This is a genomic window from Pseudomonas azerbaijanorientalis, assembly GCF_019139795.1.
Classification (GTDB): Bacteria; Pseudomonadota; Gammaproteobacteria; order Pseudomonadales; family Pseudomonadaceae; genus Aquipseudomonas; species Aquipseudomonas laurylsulfatiphila.
This window is the reverse complement of the sequence record NZ_CP077078.1, coordinates 5,724,531-5,739,366: the sequence shown is the minus strand read 5'-3', so window position 1 is coordinate 5,739,366 and position 14,836 is coordinate 5,724,531. Positions and strand designations below refer to the sequence as shown.

General features: G+C 62.7%; 11 protein-coding genes. 4 read left to right on the top strand and 7 right to left on the bottom strand.

Annotated elements, in window-relative coordinates; translation table 11 throughout:
• Positions 1–106 precede the first annotated feature (106 nt).
• The gene (locus KSS91_RS25740; protein WP_217836488.1) at positions 107–2,230 is read left to right on the top strand and encodes a mechanosensitive ion channel family protein; all 2,124 of its coding nucleotides are present in this window, start codon (positions 107–109) and stop codon (positions 2,228–2,230) included.
• Positions 2,231–2,396: 166 nt separating this feature from the next.
• On the opposite strand, the gene KSS91_RS25735 is transcribed toward KSS91_RS25740, so the two are convergent.
• Positions 2,397–6,713: an Lhr family helicase gene (locus KSS91_RS25735; RefSeq protein ID WP_217836487.1), complete on the bottom strand. Its 4,317-nt coding sequence runs from the start codon at positions 6,711–6,713 to the stop codon at positions 2,397–2,399.
• Positions 6,714–7,038: 325 nt separating this feature from the next.
• Between KSS91_RS25735 and KSS91_RS25730 the strand changes: the two genes are divergently transcribed.
• Together KSS91_RS25730 and KSS91_RS25725 are read left to right on the top strand one after the other, a co-directional pair.
• On the top strand, positions 7,039–7,923 hold the full coding sequence (locus KSS91_RS25730) for a sugar nucleotide-binding protein (RefSeq protein ID WP_015097021.1): 885 nt from the start codon (positions 7,039–7,041) through the stop codon (positions 7,921–7,923).
• Positions 7,916–8,845 carry an NAD-dependent epimerase/dehydratase family protein gene (locus KSS91_RS25725; RefSeq protein ID WP_015097020.1) on the top strand — a complete coding sequence of 310 codons (930 nt, stop codon included), beginning with the start codon at positions 7,916–7,918 and terminating at the stop codon, positions 8,843–8,845. The genes KSS91_RS25730 and KSS91_RS25725 overlap by 8 nt, the downstream gene beginning before the upstream one ends.
• Positions 8,846–9,059: 214 nt before the next feature.
• On the opposite strand, the gene KSS91_RS25720 is transcribed toward KSS91_RS25725, so the two are convergent.
• The 5 genes from KSS91_RS25720 to KSS91_RS25700 form a co-directional block, all read right to left on the bottom strand.
• Positions 9,060–9,758 (bottom strand): OmpW/AlkL family protein, encoded by a 699-nt coding sequence (locus tag KSS91_RS25720; protein WP_217836486.1) that lies wholly within the window; start codon positions 9,756–9,758, stop codon positions 9,060–9,062.
• Between the two features lie 248 nt (positions 9,759–10,006).
• Positions 10,007–10,525, bottom strand: a complete 519-nt coding sequence (locus tag KSS91_RS25715; RefSeq protein ID WP_015097018.1) for a DUF3299 domain-containing protein — start codon at positions 10,523–10,525, stop codon at positions 10,007–10,009.
• A gap of 11 nt (positions 10,526–10,536) precedes the next feature.
• Positions 10,537–11,802: an ABC transporter permease gene (locus tag KSS91_RS25710; protein WP_015097017.1), complete on the bottom strand. Its 1,266-nt coding sequence runs from the start codon at positions 11,800–11,802 to the stop codon at positions 10,537–10,539.
• Position 11,803: 1 nt separating this feature from the next.
• Positions 11,804–12,514, bottom strand: a complete 711-nt coding sequence (locus tag KSS91_RS25705; RefSeq protein ID WP_217836485.1) for an ABC transporter ATP-binding protein — start codon at positions 12,512–12,514, stop codon at positions 11,804–11,806.
• A 135-nt stretch (positions 12,515–12,649) separates the two neighbouring features.
• Positions 12,650–13,228 (bottom strand): DUF2796 domain-containing protein, encoded by a 579-nt coding sequence (locus tag KSS91_RS25700; RefSeq protein ID WP_217836484.1) that lies wholly within the window; start codon positions 13,226–13,228, stop codon positions 12,650–12,652.
• 135 nt (positions 13,229–13,363) lie between these two features.
• Here KSS91_RS25700 and KSS91_RS25695 point away from each other — a divergent pair, with 135 nt between their 5' ends.
• Positions 13,364–13,702: a hypothetical protein gene (locus KSS91_RS25695; RefSeq protein WP_217836483.1), complete on the top strand. Its 339-nt coding sequence runs from the start codon at positions 13,364–13,366 to the stop codon at positions 13,700–13,702.
• 103 nt (positions 13,703–13,805) lie between these two features.
• On the opposite strand, the gene trxA is transcribed toward KSS91_RS25695, so the two are convergent.
• The gene (gene trxA / locus KSS91_RS25690) at positions 13,806–14,678 is read right to left on the bottom strand and encodes a thioredoxin (protein ID WP_007970158.1); all 873 of its coding nucleotides are present in this window, start codon (positions 14,676–14,678) and stop codon (positions 13,806–13,808) included.
• Positions 14,679–14,836: the final 158 nt, after the last annotated feature.

Here is a 14,836-nt window from a genome sequence, read left to right as displayed (position 1 = left end):
CCTCGCCACAGATGGCGTCGCTGTCCTGCTATCCACTAGCAATGCCCGAACTTGCCCGGCATTTTTCGATCAGTTCCTTACCGACACAGCCAAAGGAGCGGGTGTTTTGATCAGGCTCAAGACCGCGATACTGCTGGGGGCGTTGCTGTTTGTGGGCAGCGAGCAACTGGAAGCCGCCGCGATACCGGGGCTGCCGGCCACCGCGACCGCTGCGACGCCGCCGGCCCACCCCGAACCGCTGGTGCAAGGCGGATTACTGGGGGCCATCAGTTCAAGCATCGACGAGGTCCAGACCAGGCTTGATCTCAATCAAAACCTGCTCGACGCCTGGCGCCTGCGTGCCGACCGCGCGGCCGATGAAGTGGATCATTTGGTCAATCAGCCTTCGGCCCGCTCGCCCTTGAGCGTCGTTGTCGATTTCATGATACTGACCTGCGTGTGGGCCGCCGTGTTTGCCTGTCTTTGGCTACTTGGGCGATTGTTGGCCAAACGCCTGTGCGCGCATCGCCTGCTGCTCAGTCGTGAACGGGGCCAGGCGTTGCTCGGTTACGTGCTGCCCTACACCTTTGCGGCGGTGATCAGCCTGCCGCTGACGATATATGCCAGCCAGTTCTTGCCGGTTTCGGTGGGCCGGGCGCTGGCGCTGTGCCTGGCTTATGCCACCAGCGCGGGGATCTTTGCCGCGTCATTGGTGATGTCGCTGATGGTGGTGTTCAGTGCCGGCCACAAGCGCCGGGCGGTGCAGATCATCCGCGAGAAGAGCCCCCGGCCGTTATTCGTTATCGGCTTTCTGGTGGCCTTGAGCGATGCCCTGACCAGCCAGCAGATCTCCCATCTATTGGGTAGCAATCTCACCAGCAGCATTGCGGTGTTCACCGGGATGGCGGCCTCGCTTTCCTTTGGCTTGCTGGTGATCCGCATGCGTCGCCCGGTCGCTCACGTGATCCGCATCCTGCCGCTGGCCCAGCGCCAAAGTCAGCCGGCATTGCGTGAAACCCTGCGGATTTTTTCCGGGCTCTGGTATTGGCCGATCCTGTTGATGGTGCTGGTCTCGATCATCAACCTGATCGGCGTTGGCGCGGACAACCAGATGGTGCTGCGCAGCGCCTTGTTCACCACGGTATTGCTGATTGCCACGGTGTTTCTCAGCACCACGCTGCACCATCTGTTCAAGGCGCGCAGCGAAGCGGACCTGCGCCGCAGCAGCGCCTACAAGGAGCGTTTTCTCAACTTATCCCACGCTTTGCTGCGCATCGGCATGGCCATCGTGTTCATCGATATCCTCGGGCGGATCTGGGGCGTGTCGCTGTTAGAATTCGCGGTGAGCAATGCCGTGGGCCGGGCGATCAGTGATTCCCTGAGCCACATCGGTTTGATCCTCCTGGTGACCTGGATGGTCTGGGTGGTGCTCGACACGGCGATCCAGGAGGCCCTGAAACCGCCGGCCAACAAGCGCTCGGCACGCCAGCCGAGTACGCGGGTGAAAACCATCCTGCCGCTGCTGCGCAATGCGATCAAAATCATCCTGGTGGTGATCTGCGCGATCACCACCATGGCCAACCTGGGCATCAACGTGGCGCCATTCCTGGCCGGTGCCGGGGTCATCGGCCTGGCAATCGGTTTCGGTTCCCAGCAATTGGTGCAGGATGTGATCACCGGGCTGTTCATCATCATCGAGGACACCCTGTCCATCGGTGATTGGGTGGTGCTTGATTCCGGGCATGCCGGCACGGTCGAAGGCCTGACCATCCGCACCTTGCGCCTGCGCGACGGCAAGGGCTTCGTGCACTCGGTACCGTTCGGGCAGATCAAGGCCGTGACCAATCAGTCGCGGCAATTCGCCTATGCGTTTTTCTCGGTGCAATTCACCTACGACACCGACGTCGACAAGGCCATCGAACTGATCCGCGAGGCCGGGCATTCCATCAGCAACGACCCGTTCCTGCGCTACAACCTGCAAGGGCCGCTGGATGTGTTTGGCGTCGACAGGATGGACCTCAACGGTGTGGTGCTGACGGCGCAATTTCGCACGGTGAGCGGTGGCCAATATGCGGTGAGCCGGGCCTTTAACCAGCGATTGAAAAAGCTTGTGGATAACTGCCCGTGGGTGAACTTCGCGCAAACTTATCCACAGCAGGCACTGGTGCCGCGGCATCCGGTCGAAGCGCCACCGGAGGCTGAGCCGGAACATGCTGCGGTGTTGATGCCGGATCGGCCGCGGTCTCAATAGCCGGTTTTGTACTTGAGGCTTTCAGTGGCTGGTCTGGCCCCATCGTCGGAACGCCGCCCGGAGCAAGCTCGCTCCCACAGTGATCTCTGTTGTGCCAAAAATTTGTATTCACAGAAAATCCCCTGTGGGAGCGAGCTTGCTCGCGATGGGGCCGGTCCAGACGACATTAATGCCGGATCAGTTTGTTGCGCACCTCGGCACTCGCCTGCTGATCCAGCTCCAACCAAAAAAGCGGCTTGCCGGCAATCTCGGCAGCAACCGGTAAACCATCGCGATACACCAGCCGATTGCTCGCCAGCGCCGGGACTTTCGCACCAGGTAATAGCGTGCCGGCGAGGTTCAGCGGATCGACCCCGCACACCGCGACCAAACTCCCGTCATGAGGCCGACGTCGCACCTCCCGCAGCAATGGAATCGCCTCGGGCAGGGCGAATTGCTCGCCCGCCAGGCCGCTGACAAACCGCCCCCCGCGAATCTCGCCGCGTGCTTCCAGGCGATGGAAGGTGCGCAGCAGTTCGCGCCAGCTCGGCAGCCAGTCCGCCTCACGTTCCAGCAAGCGCCAGAACACCACGCCGTAACGACGCAGCAAGGTCATGGCGATGTGCTCCAGGGTATCGCCCGGCGTCGATGCGGGACGCTGGTTTCCCGCCACAGGAGCAGTTGGCGCGCGTCGCAACAAGGCCCAGCGCCCGGCGTCGTCCATGCCGCCGATGAATGCGCCGCGTCCACGCCGACTGTTGCGCGACTGGCGCTTGCTCGCCGGGGTGATCAGCGCGCGTAAACCGGCAAAGCTGTCGGCGTTCACCAGCCCCGCGCCTACCAGTTCCTGCAGGGCGATTTCCAGCTCCGAACGCAGCAGGTGCGCCTCATGGATCAGCTCGTCGAAAAACAGCGCGCCATGTTGGCTGAGGGCGGCGTGGACCTTTTGCGTTTTCGGCGACAGTTCGCTCACCGGTGTCTGTTCGGTCAAGCCGCTCCAGAGGCCGACCCGGTTGCGCGGCAGCAACACAATCGGTGTGCTGCGCAGCGCGGTGCCGGTGCTTTTGTTGTGCGCCGAAAGGCGCGTCCACACCAGTCTGCCGCTGCGGCACAGTTCATCCAGCCAGGTCGCCGAGTAGTCCTTGATCCGTGCGGGCAGAATGTCGCTGTCCCAGGCGGAAGCGGCGGCGGGGTAGCCTTCGAATTGCCCGACGATGGCTGGCAACACCGCCGCGCCCTGGCCCTGGCTTGCAGTCGACACATGCTGCCAATCGAACAGGAATCGCATGAAATCCTGAAGCGCCACCGGTTCGATCTCCCGGCGCAGGCGCTTGACCGTATAGCGGTGAATCCGCGCCAGCAAATGCCGCTCGCACCATTCTTCTTCGGCGATGCCCGGGGTGAAGCGACCGCGCAGTACGTAGCCTTCGCGTTCCAGTTGCGCCAGGGCCAGGGTCACTTGTGCGGAGGGCAAGGCGAGTGGTTCGGCGATGCGCTCGAGCGCAAGCGGGCCGAAGGCGCTGAGCCGTGCGCGGATCAGTTCGAGGACGGCTTCGTCGGGTGTCCAGGTTTCATCGAAGTCCGGCAGCGCTTGCAGCGGTGGCGTTAATTGGGCCTGTGGATAAATGGCCCGCAGGCAGGTCAGGCGCTCCAGCGCCAGCCACAACGATTGCCCGGCGTTGATCTGTAAACGGCTCGCGCGTCCGCTGTCGGCCAGGGTCTTGAGCCAGCCGAGCCATTGCGGGTTGGCGCCGGCCTCGGCATCGGTGATGCACGCCAGGCTCATCAAGGCCTCGTGCATTTCATCGACACTGCAAGGCACCGGCCAGGCTTCGTCGCGCACGGCGGCAATTGCATCGGCGTCCAGCGCTCCGAGGTCGTCGGTGGATTGCGGATCGCTCCAGCGCCGATTGAGTACCGCTTGGGTGCGGCGCTCTTCAAGCGGTGCATCGTCGAGAAAGGTGTAGGGGCGGGCGCTGAGAATCTCCGCCGCCAGCGGCGAGGGCGCTGGCAAGTCGCGGCTGATCAGGCGAATGTCACCGCGTTCCATGCGCCGCAACAAGGCCAGCCAGCCTTCAGTGTCCATGGCTTCGTGCAGGCAATCGTCGAGGGTCTGTTCCACCAGCGGATGGTCGGGAATCTCCCGTTCGCCGGCGAGGTTTTCCAAGCAGGCAATCTGATCGGGAAACACGCTGGCGATCAGGTCTTCGCTTTTCATCCGCTGGATCTGCGGCGGGACTTTGCGCCCGCCGCTGTAGCGCGGCAGCGCCAGGGCCACACCGGCATTCCAGCGCCAGTGCACGCCGAACAGCGGCGCGTCGAGCACGGCCTGGATCAGGATGTGCTCGGCGTTGTTGCTGTGCAGGTAGCGCCAGACATCGTCCAGTTCAAAGCTGTGGCTGGTGGACAGCGACAGCACGATGGCGTCTTCGCTGGCGGCGGCTTGCAGTTCGAAGTTGAAGGTGTGACAGAAACGTTTGCGCAGGGCCAGGCCCCAGGCGCGGTTGATGCGGCTGCCGAACGGCGTATGAATGACCAGTTGGGTGCCGCCGGACTCGTCGAAAAAACGCTCCATCAGCAGCGTGTCTTGCGATGGCAGGGCACCCAGCGTCTGTCGTGCGCGGGCCAGGTAGTCCACCAGTTGTTCGGCGCTGGCGAGGTTCAGGCCCAGGGTCCCAGTCAGCCAGTCGAGCGCTGGCTGCAAGTTGCCAGGCTCGGTACCCAGCAGGTCGTCGAGTTTTGCCTGCAAGCGCGCCACCGCCGAGGACAATTCGGTGCTACGCCCCGGTGCTTCACCGAGCCAGAACGGAATGGTCGGCGGCTGACCCTGGGCATCCTCGACCCGCACCTTGCCGGTTTCCACGCGCAGGATTCGATAGGAGGTATTGCCCAGCTGGAAGATATCGCCAGCGATGCTTTCCACCGCGAAGTCTTCGTTGATGGTGCCTATATTCAGCCCTTGAGGCTCCAGCAGCACGGCGTAGTCGGCGTTGTCCGGAATGGTCCCGCCACTGGTCACTGCGGTCAGTTTTGCGCCACGGCGCCCGCGCAGCGTGCGGCTTACGGCGTCGCGGTGCAGGTAGGCGCTGCGCAGACCCTGACGCCCGTTGTAGCCCTCGGCGAGCATGTGCAGCAGCGCCTGGTAGTGTTTTTCGTCGAGTCCGGAGTAGGGCGAGGCGCGGCGCAGCATCTCCAGCAGCGCTTGCTCGGGCCACTCCTGGCAACTGACTTCAGCGATGATCTGCTGCGCCAGCACATCCAGCGGCGCCTGCGGTATCAACAAGGTATCGAGTTCGCCCCGGCGCACGCAGTCGAGCAGCGCGGCGCATTCGATCAGGTCGTCGCGGGTGGTGGCGAACAAGCGGCCCTTGGGCGTGCCGCCGACCTGGTGCCCGGAGCGACCGACCCGTTGCAGAAACCCGGCAATCGAACGCGGTGAGGCGATCTGGCACACCAGGTCGACGTCGCCGATGTCGATCCCCAGTTCCAGCGACGCCGTGGCGATCAGCACTTGCAGGTCGCCGCGCTTGAGCCGCTGCTCGGCGTCCAGGCGAAATTCCTTGGCCAGGCTGCCGTGGTGGGCCGCTACGGCGTCCTTGCCCAGGCGTTCGCTCAGGTGACGGCTAAGGCGTTCGGCCAAACGCCGGGTGTTGACGAAAATCAGCGTGGTCCGGTGTTCCCGGGCGAGGGCGGCGAGGCGGTCGTAGACCAACTCCCAGACATCGTTGGCCATCACGGCCGACAGCGGCACGGGCGGCACTTCGATGTCCAGGTCACGGGGGCGGGCGTGGCCGATGTCGACGATCTCGCACGGGCGGTCGCGACCGACCAGGAAACGCGATACTGCTTCGATGGGTTTTTGCGTGGCCGACAGACCGATGCGCAGCAGCGGTTCGGGGCAGAGGGCCTGCAGGCGTTCAAGGCTCAGGGCCAGATGGCTGCCGCGCTTGCTGGCGGCCATGGCATGGATTTCGTCGATGATCACCGTTTGTGTCGTACCGAGCATCTGCCGACCGGAGTCGGAGCCCAGCAGCACGTACAGGGATTCCGGTGTGGTCACCAGAATGTGCGGCGCCGTCTTGCGCATCGCCGAGCGGTCTTTTTGCGGTGTATCGCCGGTGCGCACGGCAGTGCTGATCTGCAGTTCGGGCAACCCCATCACACGCAATTGCTCGGTAATGCCGGCCAACGGGGTTTGCAGGTTGATCCGGATGTCGTTGGACAGCGCCTTGAGTGGCGAGACGTAGACCACCAGCGTGGCGTCGGGCAAGCCTTCGGGGCTTTCCAGGCCCCGGTGCACCAGGTCGTCGATGACCGCGAGAAACGCGGTGAGGGTTTTGCCGGAGCCGGTGGGCGCGGCGACCAGGGTCGAGCGCCGCTGGCGGATCAACGGCCACGCCCGGGCCTGGGCGGCGGTGACCGCTGCGAACGTGTGGCTGAACCAGGCACTGACGGCGGGGTGGAAGCCGCTCAGGGCACTGTCTGCGGGGATGGGCAGGTTCATGCAGCAAGTTATGCGGGTGGGGGGCGCAAGATGCAAGTACCACTTGGGGATCTCTATTGGCCTTCAGGGCCTCTTCGCGGGCAAGCCCGCTCCCACAGTGTCCGTGTCGTTCACAAATTACATATTCACAGAAATTCCCTGTGGGAGCGGGCTTGCCCGCGAAGGGGTCATCAAAGCTGACACTAATCCCGGACATCTACACTTTACGGATGACGGTTGCGCACTAAACCCGCAAAATGCAACGATTCCGGCAATTATCAACGACATCGCCTGGGGGTGATGTCGATATAGCCATCGTTCCAATCAGACTGGGCCTGCTGACTCTATGCGAATGCGCCTTATGTTACTGGGCGGCGGAAATGCCCTTGGGCAGGCGCTGATTCGCCTCGGTGCGGAGGAAGACATCGGTTTCCTCGCCCCCCGCCCACCGCAAGACGGCTGGGATGCCGCGAGCCTGACACAACTGCTCGACGACACCCGTCCCGATGCATTGATCAACCTTGCCTACTACTTCGACTGGTTTCAGGCCGAAGCGGTCAGCGAACAGCGTCTGGCCGGCCAGGAGCGCGCGATCGAGCGTCTGGCGGAGCTGTGCCAGCACCACAACATCGTCCTGCTGCAACCTTCCAGCTACCGCGTGTTCGACGGTTCCCGCGCAACGGCCTACAGCGAAAAAGACGAACCGGTGCCCTTGGGCTTGCGGGGGCAGGCGTTGTGGCGGATCGAGCAAAGCGTTCGCGCCACCTGCCCGCAACACGTGCTGCTGCGTTTCGGCTGGCTGCTGGACGACAGCCCGGATGGCGCCCTTGGCCGCTTCCTCGCCCGTGCCGAACAACCCGAGGAACTGCTGATGGCCGACGACCGGCGCGGCAATCCGACGCCGGTCGACGATGCCGCCCGCGTGATCATTTCAGTGCTCAAGCAACTCGATTGCGCAGCGCCACTGTGGGGCACCTACCACTACGCCGGGCATGAGGCGACCACACCGCTGGCGCTGGGGCAGGCGATTCTGGCCGAAGCCCGCAGCCTGCATCCGCTGGCCATCGAAGCTCCGACCGCACAGGCTCACGCCGCGCGTCCGGATGCTGCGGAAGAGCCGCAACACGCGGTATTGGCCTGCAAAAAAATTCTGCACACCTTCGGGATCAAACCACGCGCCTGGCGTGCGGCGCTTCCCGGTCTACTGGACAGGTTCTATCGCCATGGCTGACGGCCCCGTTTTGATCACCGGTGGTGCCGGTTTCATTGGTTCACACCTGACTGACGCGCTGCTCGCCAAGGGCCATGCGGTGCGGATTCTCGATGACCTGTCCACCGGCAAGCGCAGCAATCTGCCACTGGATAATCCCAAGGTCGAACTGATCGTCGGCGACGTGGCCGATGCGGCTGTGGTCGCCCAGGCGATGGCTGGTTGCAGCGCCGTGGCGCACCTGGCCGCCGTGGCGTCGGTGCAGGCCTCGGTGGACGATCCGGTGCGCACGCACCAGAGCAACTTCATCGGCACACTGAACGTCTGCGAAGCCATGCGCCAGGCCGGTGTCAAGCGCGTGCTGTTCGCCTCCAGCGCGGCGGTGTATGGCAACAATGGCGAGGGCGAGTCGATCGACGAAGACACGCCAAAGGCGCCGCTGACGCCGTATGCGGTGGACAAACTGGCCAGCGAGCAGTACTTCGATTTCTACCGTCGCCAGCATGCACTGGAGCCGGTGATTTTCCGCTTCTTCAACATATTCGGCCCGCGTCAGGATCCGTCCTCGCCGTATTCCGGGGTGATCAGCATTTTCAGCGAGCGCGCACTGAAGGGCTTGCCGATCACGGTGTTCGGCGATGGTGAGCAGACCCGGGATTTTGTCTACGTCGAAGACCTGGTCGACTTGCTGGTGCAGGCCATCGAGAAGCCCGGGGCCGAAGTCGGTGCGGTCAACGTTGGCTGGAACCAGGCGACAACCCTCAAGCAAATGCTCGAAGCGCTTGAAGCCGTGGTCGGCCAGCTGCCGCCGGTAAGTTATGGCCCGGCGCGCTCCGGTGACATTCGTCATTCCCGGGCGAACAACCGGCGTCTGCTGGAGCGCTTCACTACCACGGAGCAGACGCCGATGCGCGTGGGGCTGGCGCGGTTGCTGGGGCGATAGATCGCTTACCCGCGGACATGAAAAAGGCGCCTTTTTACAGGCGCCTTTTTCACGGCCGGAATTTACGTTAAAGCGTGTGCAATTCCTGTGGCGCAATCCAAGCAATGCGGTTTGTCTGAGTCACCGCTTCTGCCGAATCTGGGGCTGCTTCGCAACCCAACGGGGGCAAGCCCCCTCGCCACACAAGCCTCATTCACCACCACGTGAACGTTCTTCAGAACTTGTAACCCAGGCCAACCATGTAGATGAACGGGTCTACATCGACGTCCACACGTGCCCGGGTACCTGGGGCAATCGAGTTGTTCTCGACAGTGGCGCGGGTATCGATGTCGATGTAGCGCACCTGGGCATTGATCATGATGTTGTCGGTCAGCATGTAGTCCGCACCGACCTGCCACGCCAGGCCCCAGGAGTTTTCCGCCTTGAAGTTGCTGAAACCGGCAGACTGCGCTTGGCTGCCAACGTGTTCGTCGTAGATATAGGTGTAGTTGATGCCGCCGCCGACGTACGGCTGGAAGGCCGACTTCGGATCCAGCGGGTAGTACACCAGGCTCAAGGTCGGCGGCAGGTGCTTGAGGGTGCCGAGTTTGCCGTTGGCTGCGCTCAGGGCCGTGCCCTTGAGTTTCACGTCATGCTCGAACGGTGTGGCCGCCAGCAGCTCGATACCCAGGTGGTTGGTGAGCATGTAGGCGAAGTTCAAGCCCAGTTGCGTGTCGCTGCTCAGGGTCGCCTTGCCACCCAGGTCGGCACCTGCGAGCGGGCCTTGATCAACCTTGACGCTGGAGCTGTCAGCTTCCGGGTTGACGGTGATTGCGCCGGCGCGAATGAGGATGTCACCGGCTTCGAAAGCATTGGCGAGCGGGGCTGCGAGCGCGAGGGCAACCAGCGAAGCGCTGAGCAAGGACTTGTTCATGGGGGCTCCAGAGGACGTTAAAAATGTTCGATGTCCAATGGTAAGGCGCCTAACGATTCGGTCTTTTGATGCAGCTCAATGAAAGTGGGAAGGGCTTGATTTTTGTGGTGTTGCTGATGGCCTCATCGCGAGCAAGCTCGCTCCCACAAGGAGTTGCGCAATGCTGAAGATTTTTGTTTCAACATCGAATCTGTGGGAGCGGGCTTGCCCGCGATGGCGATTGTGTTGGCGACAAGGAAACTCCGGACTCACTCCGGCAATTCATACAGATAAATCTTGTCCGCCTCCATCTGATACCCGGCATCCGCCAGTTCGCTGGTGGACGCCTTGACCTGCAATGCGCCCTCGATCCAGTACGGCTGATACAACTCGTCGAGCTTCACGCCGACTTCGCTCTTGACGTGCACGATCTGGTTCGAAGGCGGTGGCGGTACGTGTATGCAAGCGCCGAAATAGGGCACCAGCAGAAACTCCGTGGTGCGTCCTTCCTCGCTCACTTCCAGCGGCACGATGTAGCCCGGCAGTCGAATGCTCTGGCCATCGAGGGTCTTGACCACCGGTGCGTTGGGCAAGTCTTGCCTGGCGGCGGGCGCGGACTCGGCTGACAGTGCGTTGCTCATCTGCGACAGATCGTGCAGCGGCGTCATGTTCGGCACTTCTTTCGGCGCATCCGGCGGAATCATCTCCGACCAGGTCAGGTCTCGCGGCTGAGCTGCCCACAGGGGCAGGGCGACCAGCATCAACAGCGCAAGTACAGCGCGGGGCATTTTCAGCGTCCTCATAAACGGATCGACAGGCCATCGGCCAGGGATTGGCGATAGGCGCGCCAGGCCGGCACGCTGCCCATCAGCAACGCGGCGATCAGGATGCCACCGAGCAGCGTCCATTCATACTCGCTCGGCCAGGACAGCGGCAGATACAGACCATAGTTGGCCTGCACATATCCCTGGGCCGCCGCGATGCACACATACAGCAACGCCACACCGGCGATCACGCCTGACAGCGCCAGGGCAAAGGCTTCGAGCACCAGCAGTGTCGCGATGTGCCAGGGTCGTGCGCCCACCGAACGCAGAATCGCCATTTCCCGGCGGCGTTCGTTGAGACTGGTGAGAATGGCCGTGAGCATGCCGATCAACCCGGTCAGCACCACAAACAGCGAGACCACGAACAAGGCTTTTTCCGCCGTGCCCATCAGGCTCCACAGCTCCTGCAGCGCCACGCCCGGCAGGATCGCCAGCATTGGCTCACCACGGAATTCATTGATTTCCCGTTGCAGGGCAAAGGTCGAAATCTTGTTGTTCAGACCGAGCATGAACGCGGTAATCGCTTGCGGCGTGAGGTCCATGTTGCGCGCCTGATCGGCCGTGATTCGGCCCTCGCCCCGGGCCGGCACGCCGTTATGCCAGTCGATGTGAATTGCTTCCATACCGCCAAGGCTGATGTGCAGCGTGCGGTCCACCGGCGTGCCGGTGCGTTTGAGAATGCCGACCACGGTGAACGGCTTGTCGTCGTGCTTGACCAGGCTGATCGCCGCCACGCCGTGGGCCAGCACCAGTTTGTCACCGAGTTTGTAGTGCAGTGCCTCGGCCACTTCGGCACCGAGCACCACTTCGAACGGGTCGCTCGCAAACGCCCGGCCATCGGCCAGCTCCAGGTGTTGCTGGCGGCCGTACTGGTAATGCTCGAAGTAGGCTTCGGTGGTACCCATCACCCGATAGCCGCGATGGGAATCGCCGAGGGACATCGGGATCGCCCACTTCACTTTCGGGTTGTTGGCGAAGTGCTCGAAGCTGTCCCAGCGGATGTTGTTGGTGGCGTTACCGATGCGGAATACCGAGTACAGCAACAGGTTCACCGAACCTGAGCGGGCGCCGACGATCAGGTCGGTGCCGCTGATGGTGCTGGCGAAACTGGCCTTGGCTTCGGTGCGCACGCGCTCCACCGCCAGCAGCAGGCACACCGACAGGGCGATGGCGAACGCCGTGAGGATCGCGGTGAAGCGACGGTTAGCCAGGCTGGCCATGGCTAGACGAAACAGATACATCTCAGACCTCGGACGGGGTGGCGGCTCGATTGAGTTCGGCCAGCGACAGGTTGTGGTCGAACAGCGGCGCCAGGCTCTGGTCGTGGCTGACGAACAGCAGGCTCGAACCGGCTTCGCGGCACTCGGCGAACAGCAGGCGAATGAAGTTCTCACGGGCGTCGTAATCGAGGGCCGAGGTCGGCTCGTCGGCGATCACCAGTTCCGGTTGACCGATCAGTGCGCGTGCGGCGGCGACCCGTTGCTGCTGGCCGATGGACAACGAATCGGCGCGGCGAGCGAGGATGTTTGCATCCTTCAGCCCCAGGTGGGCGAGCAGCGTCGCGGCCGCTTTGTCGACGCTGCCGTGACGCTGTTTCGCTCGTTCGGCACGCAGCTTCGAGAAGTGGCAGGGCAGCTCGACGTTTTCACGCACCGACAGAAACGGCAGCAGGTTGAACTGCTGGAAGATGTAGCCGGTGTGATCGACGCGGAAGTGGTCACGGGCGCCGGCCGACAGTTGCGTCAGCTCCTGGCCGAGCAGGCGAATGCTGCCGCGATCGGGCTTTTGCACGCCGCCGAGCAGGCCGAGCAGGGTGGTCTTGCCACTGCCGCTGGGACCTTTGAGAAACAGGGTTTCACCGCGCTCCAGGCGAAACGTCGGGATGTCCAGCAGCGGCGGGTGACCGGGCCAGCTGAAGCGCAGGTCGGACAGTTCGATGAGTGCTTGGGTCATGTGAAACCGGTCAGGTTGGTGGTGAACCCCTGTGGGAGCGGGCTTGCTCGCGAATGCGGTGTGTCAGAGACATTGATGCAAACTGATACGGCGCCTTCGCGAGCAAGCCCGCTCCCACATTTGATTTGCGGTGGATCAGAACTTCAGCGCAGCAGCCTTGGCCGTCAGATCAACGCCTTGCTGTCCGCTCGGGCCGATCAGTTGTACCTGAATCGTCCGAGTGGCCGGGAACGAATTGAAAATGTTCGCCAGGTCCAGGGTCTTCAATGCGTCCGGTGTGGCGCAGGTGAACTGATAGTGAGCGTGGATTTCGCTGTGGTCGTGATGATGTTCGTCCTTGGCGTCTTTGTCATGGTCATCGTCGGCATCGGGTGTGTCTGCGAACAACGGGCTTTCCAGTTCCTGGTTTTCCACCACGCAGCCGGCGGCTTTCGGCAGGTTGAACAGGGCCAGCGGTTGCTCAAGCAGAGCGCGGGCGGCGGCGACTTTGGCTTTGTCGGCATCGCTGGTGGCGGCGTGTTCGAAACCCACCAGGTTCATGGCCGGGCTTTGCAGTTCCAGCGCCAGGGTCTTGCCGTCCAGCGCTGCGTCCAGGCGTCCAACGCCATGTTCGTGGGCGCCCAGGCTGCCATGCTCATGATCGTGTTCGTCGCCGGCATGGGCGACAGCCAGCGGCAAGATGGCAAACGGCAGAGCGAGAAGCAGACGACGCATGGCGAGTCTCCGAAAAGTAAAATGAAGAAAATGTTATGTAATCTTATAACGTATTTGTGCAGAGTTTGACTGCCTGCTTGGCGTTGCACAAGTCCCATGGGAGCATGCTGGGAAGAAAAGTTCGGGAGCAGACTTATGTTGCGAATTCGCGGAAGCATTGGCGACTGGCCGGTGGATTTGACCCTGGAGATGGACGATGCGGACTGGGCGCGGCTAGGGGCGCAGTTGCAGGTGGAAAAATCCGAGGTCAGCGCGCCAGCGGCGAAACCGCTGAATCAGGATGATGCGCTGTGGCAGATCGCCCGGGATTTGCTGCGTAAGGCCGGACAGTTGAGTGGACCGGATTTGCTCGATCAATTGGAAGGCCTGACCGGCAGTGCGGCGGCGGGCAAGCGCCTGCTGGTGCGCTTGCGCCATTGTGCGGATGTGAAAGTGGAAAGCGGCGGCGATACACCGTTGTACCGCTGGTTGTAGGAGCGAGCTTGCTCGCGAAGAGCCTCAGGGCACCGCGGTCATACCGGTAGCCCTCATTATCGTTGACGCCCATCGCGAGCAAGCTCGCTCCTACAAGGGCAATTCAATACAGCGCGGCAAACAATTTGCGGCGGTACGTGCTCACCAGCGGATGATCATTACCCAGCAACTCGAACACCTGCAGCAAGGTCTTGTGCGGTAAGCCTTCGCTGTAGCTGCGGTTGCGGATGAACAACTTCAGCAATGCATCCAGCGCAGCGTCGTACTGCTGACGGGCCAGTTGCTGGATCGCCAGTTGATAGACCGCTTCATCGTCCAGCGGGTCTTTCGCCAGCCGTGCCTTCAGGTCGGCGGCGTCCGGCAGGTCCTTGGCCAAACCGAGAAACTTGATCTGCGCCTTGGCGCCGGCCAGCGCAGCCTTGTGCTCGTCGCTCTTGACCGCATCCAGCACGGCTTGCGCCTCGCCCAGTTCACCGCGCTCGGTCAGGCAGCGGGCGTACAGGATCAGCGCCTTGGCGTTGGTATTGTCTTCACCCAGGATCACCTTGAGCAGTGCTTCGGCGTCGGCAAAGCGGCTGTCGTCGAACAACGCCTGGGCCTGCTCGAACGGATCGGCGGCGGCCGGTGGCGGCATCTGCACATGGGGTTCGAGCAGGGCGCGCACGGCGGATTCGGGCTGGGCACCGGCAAAGCCGTCGACAGGCTGGCCGTCCTTGAACAGCACCACGGTCGGCAGGCTGCGGATGCCGAAGCGGGCGACAATGTCTTGCTCGAGGTCGCAGTTGACCTTGGCCAGCAGCAACTCACCCTGGTAGCTCTCGGCAATGCTCTGCAACATCGGCATCAGCACTTTGCAGGGCGCGCACCATTCGGCCCAGAAATCTACCAGCACCGGCTTGTGGAAAGAGTTCTCGATCACCGACTGGTCGAAGTCGGCAGTCGTGGCGTCGAAGATGTACGGCGTTTCCTGACTCATGGGCAATCTCTTGGAAGCGTGAATGGGGCAACTATACGGCTTGGTGGGGGGCGGCCGGAAGCGGTTGGCCGTGAGAGGTGTGTTGCCTGACCGGGCGCCTTCGCGGGCAAGCCCGCTCCCACAGGGATTGAAGTCGCCACAAGATGTGTGGTTCACAC